Origin of the sequence: Flavobacterium fryxellicola (genome assembly GCF_900143245.1) — a bacterium.
In the GTDB taxonomy this organism is placed as follows: Bacteria; Bacteroidota; Bacteroidia; order Flavobacteriales; family Flavobacteriaceae; genus Flavobacterium; species Flavobacterium fryxellicola.
Map to the genome: position 1 here is coordinate 122,488 of NZ_FRDK01000003.1, position 16,650 is coordinate 139,137.

Here is a 16,650-nt window from a genome sequence, read left to right on the forward strand (position 1 = left end):
AAGATGCTTGTTTATTTCACAACTCATAATCAATCTTTTTTATCTTGTTGTTCTGTGTGGTGTTGCTTTCTGAGAGCAGATTCATCTCCTAACTTCATTCCGTTTGACATTCCGATCATAAAGGCAGTAATAAATAGCATTAGATTTCTTTTTATCCAAAGAGAAGGTCGCTTAGAGGACTCTAAACGTGTTTTAGTTTTGTGTTTATACATTTTGTAAATGATAAATGATTAGACATTTTTTTTATCATCGCTATGCAATAAATTGCATAAATGCTTAGAAAAGAAAAGCTGTTCTAAGCTATGTATAAACTGGAATACCGATTACTTGAAGTAATTATTTTGTTCAAAAAAGCCTGTTGCGCTTTGATTGCCCTAATATTTTGATAAAGTGTAATTCGTAATTTTAGTAGTACCATAATTTGAAGACTAGAAACGTCTTTAAATTTTTGCTGTGTAAAAGGAATTGGCGATGAAGTTTTCTCAGACGAAGTTATCTGATTGTATCGATATGTTTTGGAGTTACTAAAATCCGCTCTCGCCTGAGCGCAGGAAACCTGATCGTAAGCTGTTGTATTAGACTGAGAATCTAAAGTACAATCATAAGCCATCAGGCCAAAAGCCAGAAAGAGCGAAATGAGATATTTTAAATACGTTTTCAATCTATTTCGTTTGAATGATAAATTTCAATAGGATACTTTGTAAAGTCCTAATTATTGATAGGAATTTGCGGCTAAAGTAAGATTTATTTTGGGATTACTACTATTTTTAAAAATGCACCGTTTGGACAGATTGTAAATTTGCAATGGCAGCTGCATCTAGTCATTGCTTCGTTTCGATGGCTATCGGGGACGGGCGTCATCTCATTTGCTGTATGCCATACAGTTGTTTTCTTGTGTCTTATTATTTTGGGCACGGATTGCAAATCCGCGCTATCGGCTAAGTACAACAAAACTAAAATTCTTTATTTAAAATAACTTTCAAGTTTCATAAAATGAATCTTCTTTTTTTCAAAAAAAGCTACATCTTTTTTACTGAATGTAGCTTTTTTACTTGTTTTGTTTGCTCAACATTGTGGGCACGGAATGCAATTCCGCGCTATCTAACCGAGAAATTTAATGCATATTCGGGCGATCGGCGTCATCTAATTTACTGTATGCCATACGGTTGTTTTCTTGTGTCTTTTTATTGTGGGCACGGATTGCAAATCCGCGCTATCGGGGGTTTTTTTATAAAATATCATTAAAAGTGGGTATATGAATTACAAATCTATTCACTTAATTTTGCGTAGTAATTTTTTTTAAATTATCGATATTGTTATACCTACATGACAATTAATTGTGATTTCTGAGTGTTATTTGATATTTATAGTATGCCCATACTATTTCAAAAAATATTTTTACAATTATAAAATAAACATTTTCTGTTGTAATGAAGTCATTTTTATATGCTTTAATAAAATAGTAATTAAACATAATATAAGTGATTGACTTTATACACAATACTCAAATATGAGAAAATTAATGATAATTGCAATTGCGTTATTTTTTAGTAAAGGAATGGCACAAGATGATTATATTTCTTTTTCTTCTGGATTTGATTTGAAAAATTCTACTCTTGGTAGTGCTCCTACAGATGATAAAGCTGCTTTGGATCTTTTATTACAATTTTCAATGGTAAGTAGAGATGTAGAGATTAATATTGGATATGAAACTTTCCCTAGGCTAGATTTTGATAAGTATACGATTGGTGTAGGATATCATACTCATCTTTATGGGAATTTATTTAGAAAAACTATTCACACAGTTTTTATTCCTAGTATAGAACCTACATTAATAAATAGGCATGATGATTGGGGCGGTGGAATTGGCTATAATCAAGAATCTTCTCATTTGTCTTTAAGTTTGAATTTTGCACTAAGATGGAATTTATCAGACAGTATAGCAGTAGAATATTCATTTAATGCCTTGCCAAGGACAGATTTAAAGGCTATGTATGGTAAGGATATGAATATTACAAATGGAAAGGCCTCTGTCAGTGGTGTTCCAATTATAGGTAGTAATTTTATTAAATTTGTTTACATAATAAACCGATAAAAAATATTTTTCCTTGTAGAATTGTAGAGAGCTTTATTAGTTTATCACAATAAATTTTCGATAGTCAATATTAACAAAGACAACTATAAATTTCTAATAGGCACGAGCGGGATGCTTTCGCTAGCAGGGTGTGGCTTTTTTTATAGTTATAAGTGAGATCAAGAATGTTTGACTTTCTTTATTCATCTTAAAGCATTATGATTTTTTAACGATAGACAAAGTGTCCCGAATTTATGCCGAATTATATATGCCGTTAACACTTTACACTTGCTGAGTTTTGTATACTCATTATTGTGGCCCAAAGTCAGAGACGTTTGCGCAGCTCATACGACAAGTTTATTCTTTAACAGTACACTTTGAGCAGCGAGGGGGGAATTGTTTTATACTTTATTTAAAATTATAACTTGATGTTATGTTTTTTAATATATTCTGATAAGAATGAAATATTACGCGCATATCCTATACCAGTACTTATATATTTGTCTAGTATTGTTATAGTTTCTTTACTTGCTTGTAAAGGATCTATGCCCATAAGTTGAATTGATCCTTGCTTTTCAGAATCATTTATCTTAGAAAGGTAATTTTGTAAGCCAAGACTAATTCCTCCCTCACGCAAACTGATAATGCCTAAAACTTGACCTTGGTCGTCGACTAATGCTCCCCCAGAATTCCCTTTATTAGTTGAAGCTTGGATGCAAATAAGTGAATTGTCTTTAGTTATTCCTGATATGCTTCCCAAATGGCTTACCATTGTGGGAGTTCCCAATGGGTATCCTGAAAAGATTACTGGAGCTGTAATATTATAAGTAATCTTTTCAGAAAGAGATAAGATTGTTTTGTTTTTAACTGTAGTATTGACTTTTAAAATAGCGAAATCTTGGTGTAATGGTTCTGGTGATTCAGTAGATGGTACACTTATGCAAATTGCGTTTACAATTTCACCATTCTCAGTTATAATCTGAATATCATCAAAAACATTAAAATTAATACTGTTTTCAATTGTTTCTGTACTAGCTATTACATGAAAACATGTGGCAATTAAATTTTCTGAAATAAAAAATCCTGTTCCTGAACTTTGTCCTTTTTGACTAATTATTTTGACACAACTATTACGGGAGTTATTAACTATTTGTGTGTTAATTGTACTTTGACTATAGCTTAGTTTAAACATGATTAATGTAAATAAGGTTAAGAGAAATTTCATAATTTTAAGCTATAATATTGGAACTGTGTAATAGTTAGGAAAGTTTGATACACTTTTTTTATCACTTCAAATATAACAATTAATCTTACATAATATTGATTTTTATCGATTATCGAAACCAGAAACCGAAGTTCTACACATTTACCATCGTGAGAAAACATAAACAAAGTTCTATGCAATTTTCGCGTGAAGGATGGCAGTGGAGCTCTTTATGATTTTGTCCCGCAGGGCAAAACCATAAAAGCGGGAACGTACAGCCTGACGCACCGCAGCCAAACGGAGGTGCGGCACGCCCAAATCACTCTAATTATCCTAGATTTCCGGCTGGAGAATCTGCTGCAATTCAATCGAGAACGTTCAGGCTGAAAAAACTTGGTTGGCTGGTAAAAATTTTATAATTTTGCAGACCGAAATTATAATGTAAAGTAAAGAAGAAGATGGATATCAAAAGAGTAGCAATAGACGCTGTAAACGAGACGATTGTAATGACTGTAGTTCACATGGATTACAAAGGTCAAGTAGCAAAAAGAATAAACGAAAAAATGCCTTTGGCAACGGTTAAAGGGTTTAGAAAAGGCGCGGTGCCTAAAGATCTTGTTGAAAAACAATATGGTAAAGCGATCAAACAAGAAGAAGTTCAAAAAGTAGTTGACTTGGCGCTTGAGCGTTTTGTACAATCAGAAAGACTAAACTTGCTTGGAACGCCTCTTCCTAAAGTTAACGAAGCGTTTTCTTGGGATGCGGAAGAATTGGTTTTTGAATATGAAATTGGTTTGGTTCCTGACTTCACTTTAGACCTAGAGGCTAAAAACGACATCGTAAAATATGTGGTTTCAGCGGATGCTAAATTGATCGAAGGTCAAGTGGAAAGAATCCAAAAGCAATTTGGAACAGCCATTCCACAAGAGGTGGTTGCTGCTGATTCAGATGTTACAGGAACTTTTGCAAACGAAGAGAAAGGAATTAATAACGCTACCACTATTGCTGCTGATCTTTTCAAAGACAAAGCGACTTTTGACCTTTTCATAGGTAAAAAAGTAGGTGATGTAGTTACGGTAAACACAAAAGGTTTATTTGAAGATGCACATCAATTGATGGACGTGATGAAAGTAAATCATGATGACGTTCACACATTAGATGTTGATGTTGCTTTCACAATCGAAGCGATCAACACCGCTGAATTAGCTGAATTGAACCAAGAATTGTTTGACAAATTGTTTGGGGCTGGAACGGTTTCTTCGTTAGAAGAATTGAAAGCTAAAATTAAAGAGGATGCAGAATCTCAATTTGCAACGCAAGCAGACCAAAAATTATTAGGGGATGTTACGGAGTTTTTGATCGAAAGCACCAAGTTTGACCTACCAGCTGAATTCTTGAAAAAATGGTTGCAAACAGTTGGAGAGAAAAAATTATCTCCTGAGGAAGCTGAGGTTGAATATACACGTTCTGAGAAAGGATTGCGTTTTCAATTGATCGAAGGTAGAGCTATGGCACAGTCGGATATCAAAATCACTTTTGAAGATTTGAAAACATTCACGACAAAAAATATCCGTCAACAAATGGCACAATTCGGACAAACAAATCCTACCGACGAGGAAGTTCAAGGAATTGTAGCAAGAGTTTTGTCGAATCAAGACGAAGTAAAAAGACTTTCTGACCAAGTGGTTGCAGAGAAATTATTGGAATTGTTCAAAGAAAAAGCAAATCCTACTACCAAAGAAGTGACTTACGACGAATTTATTGCGGCTTCATACGGAGAATAAGCAAGCGGTTGTAATGTCCTAAAGTCGAAAGTCAAAAGCCCTAAAAGCGCAAGTGATGATTAAAATTTTATGATTTTATTACAGATTGTTACCAATAAAAAATAAGTATATTTGAGCGTCAGAAAAATTATTTTTTTGACGCTCTTTTGTTTCATTTTATTCTGGATTTTTTCAGGAGCCAATCCAGCTATTCGTTGCAAGTTTTTTCATCTTGTTCCCTTTTTTCTAAACAAGAAAAGGAGCTTCCTTCGGTCGCTCTTTTCGTGCAAGAAAAAATGAGAAACGATTTCAAAAAGCTTTCCACTGCGATCTGGGCTAGAAATAAGACATAATGACATCATTTGTAAAGAGGAACGACCTTTGCAATGCAGATACTAGTAATTGATATAAAGTAAAACTTAGAACACATACACATGAACTACGGTAAAGAATTTAAAAAGTTTGCTACAAAGCACCAAGGAGTAAATGCCATGTATTACGATAAAATCGTTGCGGCAATGAATCCTACTAATATGACTCCCTATATTATTGAAGAGCGCCAGTTGAATATTTCTCAATTAGACGTTTTTTCTAGATTGATGATGGATAGAATTATCTTTTTGGGAACAGGAATCGATGATCAAATTGCAAATATCGTTCAAGCACAACTGTTGTTCTTAGAAAGCGCAGATGCTTCGAAGGATATCCAAATTTACTTAAACTCTCCTGGAGGAAGCGTTTATGCAGGATTGGGAATTTATGACACGATGCAATACATCAAACCAGATGTTGCTACAATTTGTACTGGAATGGCGGCCTCTATGGGAGCGGTATTGTTGTGCGCAGGTGCAGCAGGGAAACGTTCCGCATTACCGCATTCAAGAGTAATGATTCACCAACCATCAGGCGGAGCACAAGGTGTGGCGACTGATATGGAAATCAACTTGCGTGAAATGTTGAAACTGAAAGACGAATTGTACAACATCATTTCGCAGCACTCAGGACAAACATTTGACAAAGTGCACAAAGACTCTGAGCGGGATTACTGGATGAAAGCCGATGAAGCAAAAGAATACGGAATGATTGATGAGGTTTTAAGAAGAGGATAAAAATACAGTCAAAAGCCAAAAGTCATAAAGTCAATAGCAATGCTCTGGACTTTATGACTTTAGACTTTACGACTTTAGACTAAAAAGAATGGCAAAAGTAGTATTAGAATGTTCGTTTTGTGGAAGAAAAAAGCCAGAAACCAGTTTGTTGATTGCTGGTATCAATGCACATATTTGTGATAAATGTATCGAACAAGCACACGGAATTGTTTTAGAAGAATTGAAATCTGGCGGAAGTTCAAAACTTGTTGGTGATTTGATTTTGAAAAAACCAAAAGAAATCAGAGCATTTTTGGATCAATATGTAATTGGTCAAGACCAAACTAAAAAAGTAATGTCGGTTGCGGTTTACAACCACTACAAACGTTTGATGCAACAGCAATTAGACGATGAAGTAGAGATTGAAAAAAGTAACATCATCATGGTGGGTCAAACTGGAACTGGAAAAACATTAGTGGCTAAAACCATTGCAAAAATGTTAGACGTTCCTTTGGCAATCGTTGATGCTACTGTTCTTACTGAAGCTGGTTATGTAGGAGAAGATGTGGAAAGTATTTTGACTCGTTTATTACAAGCAGCGGATTATGATGTTGCTAAAGCAGAACGCGGAATTGTATTCATTGACGAAATAGATAAAATTGCTCGTAAAAGTGACAATCCGTCTATTACACGTGATGTTTCGGGTGAAGGCGTACAACAAGCCTTATTGAAACTATTAGAAGGAACAGTTGTGAATGTGCCACCAAAAGGCGGACGCAAGCACCCAGACCAAAAATTTGTTGAGGTCAATACGCAAAACATTTTGTTTATCGCTGGTGGCGCTTTTGATGGAATCGAAAGAATTATCTCGAAACGATTGAATCGTCAAGCCGTGGGGTATTCTACTTCAAAAAATGTGGATAATATAGACAAAGATAATTTGTTGCAATATATTATTCCAAAAGACATCAAAGACTTTGGATTGATTCCAGAGATTATTGGTCGTTTGCCAGTATTGACGCACATGGATCCTTTAGACAGAGAAACCTTGCGAGCGATTTTGACACAACCTAAAAATGCATTAATCAAACAATACGAGAAATTATTTTTGATGGATGAAGTAACGTTCACCATTACAGATGAAGCCTTGGATTTTATAGTAGATAAAGCATTAGAATATAAATTAGGAGCTCGTGGATTGCGTTCTTTATGCGAAGCCATCTTAACTGATGCGATGTATGAATTACCAAGTTCAGAGGACAAAATTTTAGAGATAGATGTAGATTACGCCAAAGAGACGTTGAATAAAAATTTATTGAAACGATTGGAAATAGCGTCTTAAATAATTTGATCCTCAATTGAAGTTAAAATAAAGCTCAAAAACAGTCGTTTTTGGGCTTTATTCGTTTGAGTAAAGTATTTTTTGTCTATTGTGTTTTAGATTATACATCAGATTGAATTTGTTTTTTTGTAACTTTGATTAAAATAGATGATTATGGTAACTATCAAAATAAAACAAAACTCAAAGCAAGCAAAGCTTTTTTTGGAATATGTAAAAACGTTATCTTTTGTGGAAGTTTTAAACACAAGTGGCACCTCTTCAAATAAAAAAGAGAAATTATTGTCTGATATTGAAAAAGGACTGCAAGAAGTGAAAAGCATAAGAGAAGGAAAAACAAAACCGCTTTCAACATCTGATCTGTGGAATGAGTAATCAAATTATACCACTTCACTCTTTTGTTACGGCTTTTAAGAGGTTTAATAAAAAATTCCCAAGTTTAAAAAACGATTTTCTTGACTTAGAAAGAGAATTATTAACAAATCCAAAGCAAGGAGAAGATTTAGGATCTGGATTATATAAAATTAGACTTGCTAACAAAGATAAGGGGAAAGGGAAAAGTGCTGGTTACAGGATAATCACTTATTTAGTTGAAGAAAAAGAATTGATTTTCACTATTTACTTGTTGAAAATTTATGACAAGTCTGAAGAAAGTACAATTTCAAAGACTGCTTTGGTAAAATTAGTTAGGTCGGTGTTTGGAAGTTAATTTTTTATATTCGCTGCAAATCTTAAATTAGATTTTATTGTAACGATTGAAGATTACATCTTAAAAATTACATATTTCTCAAAAATACAAACCTGTTCATTCCTTTGGGCAGGTTTTTTTATGAGTAAACTACAGTATTTGTTATTGTTTGTAAAAAGAAAGCTTATTTTTTTTTATCCCCTTTAGATTGTCGATTTTTGTGCATTCTAAATCAAATATATACAAAATGCAAATAGAAGAGGTAGAGGTAATTTTACTGAAAGTTTCAGGTCAGGATAAACCCGGAGTAACCGCTGGTTTAACATCTATCTTGGCCAATTATGACGCTATAATTCTAGATATTGGTCAAGCCGACATTCATGATACTTTGTCTTTAGGCATTTTATTTGAAATAAAAGCGGGTTCTACTTCTGGGCCAGTTTTAAAAGATTTATTGTTTAAAGCATACGAATTAGGAGTTAAAGTAAAGTTTATTCCAATTTCTATTTCGGATTACGAAATATGGGTAAAAGGACAACGCAAACAAAGGTATACTATAAATGTTTTGGGAGAGACACTTACCGCTGTACAACTGGCCGCTGTGACGCGTATTCTATCCAATCAAAATTTGAATATTGATGCCATCAAGCGATTAACAGGTCGGGTTTCTATTATTGAAAAAGAAGAATTTCCGCGTTCTTGCATCCAATTATCAGTTACGGGAACAATTGTCGATAAATCGTTCATGACGGCGAGTTTTATGGAAATTTCCAGAACGTTAGATGTTGATATTTCCTTTCAAGAAGACAATATGTACCGAAGAAACAGGCGCTTGGTGTGTTTTGATATGGACTCGACTCTCATACAGACCGAAGTAATCGATGAACTAGCAGAGCTAGCTGGTGTGGGGGAACAAGTGCGTGCCATTACAGAAGCGGCGATGAATGGCGAAATTGATTTTAGCGAAAGCTTTAAACAACGCATGGCTTTGCTCGAAGGCTTGAGCGAAAGTGTATTGCAAACCGTTGCTGAAAATCTACCGATAACTAAAGGAGCGCATCGCTTGATGAAAGCCTTAAAATATTATGGCTATAAAACCGCTATTTTATCTGGAGGTTTTACCTTTTTTGGAAAATACCTGCAAAAAGAATTGGGGATAGATTATGTTCATGCTAATGAGTTAGAAATCATCGATGGTAAATTAACAGGCAACTATTTAGGGGAAATTGTTGATGGCAAAAAGAAAGCCGAATATTTACAGGCGATTGCTGATAAAGAAGGCATTCACATCAACCAGACCATAGCAGTGGGAGATGGAGCCAATGATTTACCAATGTTAAACTTAGCAGGTTTAGGAATTGCTTTTCATGCCAAACCTACGGTAAAAGAAAAAGCCGAAAGTTCTATTTCTAGTTTAGGATTGGATGGTGTTTTGTATTTGTTGGGCTATCATGACAGGCATATCGATATGGTGGAGGAGGAGTAAAAGACTGCAATAATTTTAAAAAGAGGCTGTCCTAAATTACTTTTCGGACAGCCTATTTTTTATTATGAAATTTTACAGAAATTACTTTTTTAGATATTTATAATATTGCTTATCGAAAGTTTTTAAATTTCCTTATGTTCAATTTTATTAACTAGGTCTGAATAATATTTAATCTTAAGCAAAAGTATTTTTCTTACTAATAAATACAAATCAATTAAAATAATTGAAATAATTGAAATTATAAGTGCTGGAACAAAATATGCTATGTTTTCTATCATGATATTAATTTAAATTTTTGACTTTAGTGTAGTTTATATTACCTGTATTTTTGTCAATACTAATAATGATTTCTTTTAAACGTTTTGCGCCTATTTCATAATCTGCTACCTTTACTCCAATGTTAATATATCCAGTAATAGTAATTTCCGCTGTTGTACCCGCGTCATTACTACTTGATTTTGTAACTATAAATGCAGTTTGTGTCCAGCTATTTCCTGGGAGAAGGGTGGATTCTAGAAATGTTGTACTATTGGTTTCATCTAATGAGAAATTAGGACTTGGTGTTATAACAATTTGAAGTCTTAAATCAAGTAGGGGTGCTATTTTTATATTTCGATTTGTAATTTTTTTATCAACTTGGAATGGTATAGCAACTGAAACTATATTTAAATCTTCCTCGTAATTGATAAAGTGTTCAAAATCACTTAGATTATTGAACTCATAACTTAAGTTAGAATAACTTGTAAAAATATTTAAATTAGAACTTATTATTAAGTCAATCAAGTCCTTGCCAAACCCTTTACTCTCATCCGTCCAGTTTTTATTTCTAACTAAATTTAAAATAAAGTTATAAGCGTTAAGATTTTCTGAAGACCATTGTGTTTGTTGAGGTGTTAGACTTTGATTGAATAGTTGAGTGTTTCTAATATCGTAGTTGTTTTGCGTAGTTAATATTGGTGTGGAAATACCATTTTCATATTCATAGGGATTTGTTTCAGGTGTAGGATAATTTACGGGATAACTACCGCCTCCCGTACCATAATTGTCTCCAAAACCATCATCAATTGGTGGACTACCACCGGTACTACCATCAGCGGTGATACATTTAATTTTTGAAACAGTATAAACCCTGGGAGGAGTTGCTGCCTCACATTGTGCCCAGGTGTTAATATTTGATGAATTATGAATACCGTGACTACAAGAAACCCAAATGGTTTCTGTTACTGTTTCACAACTAGATATTTTTGCATTTAAATTAAAATTTTCAATAGGTATTGTAATAATTGGATTTTGAATATTTTTGAGTTGGTCGTTTGCAATATCAATTTTCTCTTGCTGTGTTAAATTATATTTTAATATTTTCACTTTATAACTTCCATCGTTTTGAAAACTTAAAACTAAATTTTCGACTTTTCCATTATCAACTTCTCTATGAATAGGAAAAGTAAAAGAGTGAAGATTTGCATATTCAAGATGTAATCCTTTCTGTGTATCAATAGTAAAATTGCTAACTGTGTTGTTGGTGGTTTTGTTAGAAAGCAACTTTAATTCATTTTGTTTTTTGTTAATATCTGAGACTATTGAAAAAGCCTTTTTTTGCTTTTTAAATTGATCAAATGTTATTTTTTTTGATTTAATTCCTGCATCTATATTCTGAATATTTTCATTTAATACATCATGATTGCAAGCTGTTAAATCAAAAAATGTTGATAGCAAAATGATTGATAAAATTTTACGTGTGGTTTTTTTCATATTTTAAGACATTTATTTCGTTAGTTTATTGCACGTGAGTCAGATAAGTTATATCTCTTTTAAATTTACTGTTTGTTAAATAATTAATTTTATGGTTTTTATGTTAAAAAAGTAGGGTATGTGTTAAGTTTATAGAAGCTCTAGTTTTTTTGCAGCAGTAACTATAGCTGCATTGTTACCTTTGTCTTTTAAAAGTTGGTTTTTAATATTGGTTTTCCTTTTCTCGATAGTACTTAAGCAAAGGTCTATGTAGTTTGGCATGTCTTTGGTTTTAATTTTCTTGTCAAGCAGTGTCAAGATCTGGCAATCAATAGCGTCCAAATTTAATCTATCTATGGCACTCTCTTTTTGCACTTTAGTTATGGTACTACTGTAAAAGGTGGCACCCATCATAATAGCTTGGTATGCCGCTACCAAAGAAGCGGCATTAATGTCATTCTTTAAAATAAATCCCTCAGGATTAATTTCTTGTAATGCAGTAGTGACAATCGCAGGTTCGCTGTGCATGGTGAGTACAACTATTTTACAAGCTGGAAAATAATATCTAATTAGTTTAGCTACATCGATACCAGTATAAAGATTTTGAGCAGGGTAAGTAGGCAAACTTATGTCTACAAAAGCGAGGTCAAAGAATTTTTGAGCTTGATGTCTTTCAATAATTTTAAAATAAGCTTGCTCACAAGAGCACGCTGCAGTAAAGGAAATTGTGGTATCATCAGTTTTTGTAGTTGCAAGAATATTGCTATAACCATCAATTATAATAGGATGATCATCAACTAAAAATAGGTTTATTATTGGCATGAATTGCTTATTTTCGTAAACGGCTAATATACTTTATTAGATAAGACTTACAAAAATTTTAGAAAAATTTAATTTTTGAGTTAGCTGATATATTTATTTACGGTAATTAGTTTGTGAAATAAGGCTTTATAAAACAGTAACTTATCTCTTTGCCCATCAATGAAATACTATTTTATTTGATCGTAATCAAACCCGCTCCAACTGCATACTTTTCAACTGCTCCAGATAATCCCTTTGGTTTGATAATCTTGGAATCTTATTTTGTCCACCTAATTTATCACGATCCTAAAGGCAATTTACGGAATTGATATTATTCTTGCCAATATTCACTGTAAAAATTTGTAGTTTCCATTAACTCTTCATGATTTCCTGTGGTTGATAATGTGCCATTTTCGAGAACATAAATAGTGTCTGATATTTTTTTCAAGGTATTCAATCGATGTGAAATATAAAAAAAATTAGAGTTATAAGTGTAATAACCCTAATTTTATTAATTGAATCCAGTAACTAAATAATAGTTGTAAAATAAAATTCATTATATCCTAAATTTTAATTGAAGATTTCCTTTTTTTGCTTTGTATGGTTGAAATATAAAGATTGCATTTTTATCTCCATAATAATCTGTTGAAAAAACAGTATCAATTTTTTTGGTTAAAAAGTGTTTGTAATATCCTTTGCCAAAAGAAACAGTAACAGTATCATCTGTATAACCAATAACTTCAATAGATTTCGCACCATAATACTCTCCTTTTGTAGGGGTAATAGTATCGTAAATGGGTTTGTCAAATTGTGTAATTTTATAAACCTTTTCTCTTTTAACATCGATGTTATCACATGAAAAAAAGCAAGAAAGAAAAATGATTAATAATAGAATTTTCATAATTTATTGGTTAGTTGTTACAAGTATTGAGTAAAAAGTAGCTTTAGAATTTGAGTCGAGATTTGATAAATACCTTTTGAGGTATTCACTTATTCACTTATTATAATATCTTGATATAAAACATTTTGAGTGTTCATCATTCTGTTTATAAGTAGGTCAAAAATGTTTTCCTTATAAATTGACCTATTAATTCGATAACAAAACTCATCTAAATATTTCTGAATATGGTCTTTATGAACCCATGAAAAAGTAGTTCTAAGCCATGATTTTACTCAATGAATTATGGTATGTATTTCTTTTGAAGAATTTCCTTTATCATTCTTCTGATTTATTTTTAGCTATGAAATTTCGAATACTTAAAATGGTAATTATAAAAAAAATTATGCCATAAATTGCTGTTTCATAGACCGTTTTTTTTTCTGAAAATCCGTAGTAGAATAAATAACTGATTACTAATACACCTATAATTATTTTTAAATTTTTCATTAATTCTGTTTTAAAACAGAGTGTTTTTTAAAACAACACTCTGTTATTATTTTTTTATTATGAACGTTTATTAACTAGATTATTTAATCGATCTATATAAACATCCAATGTCAGCGGCTACTAGTAATGCCCCTCCAATTGGCTCTGTTACCAAAGTTAAGCCTTAAGCAGCTCCAAAACTATTAGAGCCAGCTGCTATGCAAAAACCGTCGATAAAATTGCCAGCATGTATTGTTTCCAATTTCTCAAATTTTAATTTTTTCATAATATTTTTTTCAAGGGTAATAATTTTTTTGGTACTATTTTGCACATCCTGCATACGCTCCTAACGCACAGCCTATAGCTGTCGCTACTGCAAGTGGTGCATAGGGACCAAAAAGAAGGAATACTGATGCGGTACATAAAAAACCAGCAGCAGTTGTACAATTATTGCTACCCTCCAGATTTTCCATCTTATTTAATTCTAATTTTCTCACAAAATAATAATTTAACTGGTTAAAAATAATTCGCTTAAAAAACTGTGTATTACTTGCACCTAATTTACGTTTTTTAACTTTTCAAATTTATTTTTTTACTACAATATATTTAACGGTTTTTATGTTAAAAAAGCAAGGTTTTTAATAAACTTAAAGAAGTCGTATTTTTTTAGCATGAATAACTATTGCCGCATTGTTGCCGTTGTCCTTCAAAAGTCGATTTTTAATATTTGTTTTCCTTTTCTCAATAGCACTCAAAGAAAGATCAATGTGATTCGACATGTCTTTTGTTTTAATTTTCTTATCAAGTAGTGTCAAGATATGGCAATCAATAGCGTCCAAATTTAATCTTTTTATGGCATTCTCTTTTTGCACTTTATTTATGGTACTACTGTAAAAGGTGGCACCCATCATAATAGCTTGGTATGCCGCTATCAAAGAAGCGGTATTAATGTCATTCTTTAAAATAAACCCCTCAGGATTAATTTCTTGTAATGCAGTAGTGACAATTGCAGGTTCGCTGTGCATGGTGAGTACAACTATTTTACAAGCTGGAAAATAATATCTAATTAGTTTAGCTACATCGATACCACTGCAAAGATTTTGAGCAGGGTAAGTAGGCAAACTTATGTCTACAAAAGCGAGGTTCTGATCCTTCATAGCCAACAATATTTAATGCTGATAATGGATAAAAATATTGAATGTCTTCAATAGTATAATTGGTTTGGAAAAAATAAAACCAAATGATTTTGAATATTGAGACTAACAAAAAAATAAATTCTACCTGAATAACGCTGTTAAAAATAGATTTGAAAGTGATTTCTGTTTTGGAGAAAAAAATAGCGATATGTATTATAGAGGATATTATTGCAATTTTAAAAAAAATATAAAAAAAATAAAACATGTATTCTAACCACTTCAGATCATCTTTTAATATAAGATAATTTTGAATTTGTTTCGCGGTGAGTTGTTCAGATAATGAATTATAAACTAATTTATCAAAGTTTGATTGAACTTTTAAGATCTCATTTAATATATTATAAATTATTGCTAGGAAAAAAATTGTTAAAAATAAATATTTAGATTGCTGCATTATAAAATAAAATTAATAAGCTAAAAAACCTACTTATCTACAAAAGATTTGGTCTCGAATAAGTTTCATTACTTTAGCAATATGCTCAAGCGTAGCTGGATCTAAAACAGAAATAAAATAAATGTTAATAAAAAATTTATTGTAATTTAGAGACGTGTAATATAAAAAAAATTAGAGTTATAAGTGTAATAACCCTAATTTTAATAATTGAATCCACCTATGTTTAAAAGTATAAACCTAATTTCTAAATACCTTTAAATCTATACAGTAAATATCTACATAAAATAGTTAAGCACATCATTAAAATGACACTAACAATAGTAAATATATATTTTTCATTCTTTAGCTTATTATTTTTAATTTTGTGATAAAAAATTATGTAGCAAAACAAAATTCCACCAAGCCAACACGTTGCATATTCAAAAAACATAATAAATTAATTTTGTTATTAGTCCAATAGTGCCTTGAGGCCGCCACCGAAAATAAATCCACATGACACTGCTACTATAAAACCGCCGAAAGGATTAGTTCCAGCACTCGTTACAAGCCCAATACAACCCATAGCTAAATTACCAGCTGCCGCATTTAAATCTCTTCCACCCGAAAGTGCTTCCATCTGTTTTAATTCTAATTTTCTCACAAAATAATAATTTAACTGGTTAAAAATAATTCGCTTAAAAAACTGTGTATTACTTGCACCTAATTTACGTTTTTTAACTTTTCAAATTTATTTTTTTACTACAATATATTTAACGGTTTTTATGTTAAAAAAGCAAGGTTTTTAATAAACTTAAAGAAGTCGTATTTTTTTGCAGCAGTAACTATAGCTGCATTGTTACCTTTGTCTTTTAAAAGTTGGTTTTTAATATTGGTTTTCCTTTTCTCGATAGCACTTAAGCAAAGGTCTATGTAGTTTGGCATGTCTTTGGTTTTAATTTTCTTGTCAAGTAACAGCAAGATTTGTAAATCAATAGCATCAAAATTTAGTTTCTTTATGATGGCGTTGTTTTGTACTTTACTTATGGTATTGCTGTAGAAGCTAGCGCCTAGCGTTATAGATTGATACGCCGTTACAAAACTTGTTGCATCAATATCATTCTTTAAAATGAATCCTTCTGGATTAACTTCATGTATTGCAGTTGTGACAATTGCAGGCTCACTTTGCATGGTGAGTAGTATTATTTTACACGCTGGAAAATAATGCCTAATGAGTTTAGCTACATCAATACCAGTTTGTAGATTTCTAGCTGGATAAGATGGCAAACTAATATCTAAAAGGGCAACATCAAAGTTTTCTTGATCGTTGTGTTTTTCACTAATCCTATTATATGCTTCTTCACAGGAATAGGCTGTTACAAAATCAATATCGGTAGTTGCAGTTTTTGTTCTTGAAATTAAGTTTTTGTAACCGTCAACTGTAATGGGATGATCGTCGACTAAAAATAAATGTTTTGTAAGCATTAAGTGATTTTTTATTCAACGCTAATATACTTTATTATAATAAACTTACAAGATTAATA

At 32.0% G+C, this 16,650-nt stretch carries 16 protein-coding genes and 1 pseudogene; 7 read left to right on the plus strand and 10 right to left on the minus strand.

The features are described from left to right. Positions 1-295: 295 nt before the first annotated feature. The gene (locus tag BUA03_RS06710) at positions 296-661 is read right to left on the minus strand and encodes a hypothetical protein (protein WP_139255620.1); all 366 of its coding nucleotides are present in this window, start codon (positions 659-661) and stop codon (positions 296-298) included. An 849-nt stretch (positions 662-1,510) separates the two neighbouring features. Between BUA03_RS06710 and BUA03_RS06715 the strand changes: the two genes are divergently transcribed. Then, a complete protein-coding gene (locus tag BUA03_RS06715) occupies positions 1,511-2,095 on the plus strand; it encodes a hypothetical protein (protein ID WP_066080221.1) in 585 nt (194 codons plus the stop codon). 397 nt (positions 2,096-2,492) lie between these two features. Here BUA03_RS06715 and BUA03_RS06720 read toward each other — a convergent pair whose 3' ends face one another. Next, positions 2,493-3,299 (minus strand): S1 family peptidase, encoded by an 807-nt coding sequence (locus BUA03_RS06720; protein WP_082854326.1) that lies wholly within the window; start codon positions 3,297-3,299, stop codon positions 2,493-2,495. Between the two features lie 437 nt (positions 3,300-3,736). Between BUA03_RS06720 and BUA03_RS06725 the strand changes: the two genes are divergently transcribed. The 6 genes from BUA03_RS06725 to serB all read left to right on the plus strand — a co-directional run bounded on the left by BUA03_RS06725 (position 3,737) and on the right by serB (position 9,642). Further along, positions 3,737-5,062, plus strand: a complete 1,326-nt coding sequence (locus BUA03_RS06725) for a trigger factor (protein ID WP_066080215.1) — start codon at positions 3,737-3,739, stop codon at positions 5,060-5,062. Positions 5,063-5,475: 413 nt separating this feature from the next. Continuing rightward, positions 5,476-6,150 carry an ATP-dependent Clp endopeptidase proteolytic subunit ClpP gene (gene clpP / locus BUA03_RS06730; RefSeq protein ID WP_066080212.1) on the plus strand — a complete coding sequence of 225 codons (675 nt, stop codon included), beginning with the start codon at positions 5,476-5,478 and terminating at the stop codon, positions 6,148-6,150. An 88-nt stretch (positions 6,151-6,238) separates the two neighbouring features. Beyond that, positions 6,239-7,471, plus strand: a complete 1,233-nt coding sequence (gene clpX / locus BUA03_RS06735) for an ATP-dependent Clp protease ATP-binding subunit ClpX (RefSeq protein ID WP_066080209.1) — start codon at positions 6,239-6,241, stop codon at positions 7,469-7,471. A 153-nt stretch (positions 7,472-7,624) separates the two neighbouring features. Beyond that, positions 7,625-7,843, plus strand: coding sequence for a hypothetical protein (locus BUA03_RS06740; protein WP_139255621.1), 219 nt, complete (start codon positions 7,625-7,627; stop codon positions 7,841-7,843). Further along, on the plus strand, positions 7,836-8,177 hold the full coding sequence (locus tag BUA03_RS06745; RefSeq protein ID WP_066080202.1) for a type II toxin-antitoxin system RelE/ParE family toxin: 342 nt from the start codon (positions 7,836-7,838) through the stop codon (positions 8,175-8,177). The genes BUA03_RS06740 and BUA03_RS06745 overlap by 8 nt, the downstream gene beginning before the upstream one ends. 226 nt (positions 8,178-8,403) lie before the next feature. Next, positions 8,404-9,642: a phosphoserine phosphatase SerB gene (gene serB, locus BUA03_RS06750; protein ID WP_066080199.1), complete on the plus strand. Its 1,239-nt coding sequence runs from the start codon at positions 8,404-8,406 to the stop codon at positions 9,640-9,642. Between the two features lie 282 nt (positions 9,643-9,924). On the opposite strand, the gene BUA03_RS06755 is transcribed toward serB, so the two are convergent. The 8 genes and pseudogenes from BUA03_RS06755 to BUA03_RS06775 all read right to left on the minus strand — a co-directional run bounded on the left by BUA03_RS06755 (position 9,925) and on the right by BUA03_RS06775 (position 16,591). Continuing rightward, positions 9,925-11,394, minus strand: a complete 1,470-nt coding sequence (locus BUA03_RS06755) for a hypothetical protein (RefSeq protein ID WP_066080196.1) — start codon at positions 11,392-11,394, stop codon at positions 9,925-9,927. 129 nt (positions 11,395-11,523) lie between these two features. Then, on the minus strand, positions 11,524-12,195 hold the full coding sequence (locus BUA03_RS06760; RefSeq protein WP_066080193.1) for a response regulator: 672 nt from the start codon (positions 12,193-12,195) through the stop codon (positions 11,524-11,526). A gap of 535 nt (positions 12,196-12,730) precedes the next feature. Next, positions 12,731-13,075: a hypothetical protein gene (locus BUA03_RS06765; RefSeq protein ID WP_066080190.1), complete on the minus strand. Its 345-nt coding sequence runs from the start codon at positions 13,073-13,075 to the stop codon at positions 12,731-12,733. A gap of 89 nt (positions 13,076-13,164) precedes the next feature. After that, positions 13,165-13,389, minus strand: a pseudogene (locus BUA03_RS16900) (IS1595 family transposase); the annotation flags it as partial. A 471-nt stretch (positions 13,390-13,860) separates the two neighbouring features. Next, positions 13,861-14,037: a hypothetical protein gene (locus tag BUA03_RS16650; protein WP_157492200.1), complete on the minus strand. Its 177-nt coding sequence runs from the start codon at positions 14,035-14,037 to the stop codon at positions 13,861-13,863. Positions 14,038-14,187: 150 nt separating this feature from the next. Beyond that, complete coding sequence (locus BUA03_RS06770; RefSeq protein WP_072675725.1) at positions 14,188-14,697, minus strand: helix-turn-helix domain-containing protein; 510 nt, start codon at positions 14,695-14,697, stop codon at positions 14,188-14,190. Between the two features lie 881 nt (positions 14,698-15,578). Then, on the minus strand, positions 15,579-15,746 hold the full coding sequence (locus BUA03_RS16655; RefSeq protein WP_157492199.1) for a hypothetical protein: 168 nt from the start codon (positions 15,744-15,746) through the stop codon (positions 15,579-15,581). A gap of 143 nt (positions 15,747-15,889) precedes the next feature. Beyond that, positions 15,890-16,591 carry a response regulator gene (locus BUA03_RS06775; RefSeq protein WP_066080180.1) on the minus strand — a complete coding sequence of 234 codons (702 nt, stop codon included), beginning with the start codon at positions 16,589-16,591 and terminating at the stop codon, positions 15,890-15,892. Positions 16,592-16,650: the final 59 nt, after the last annotated feature.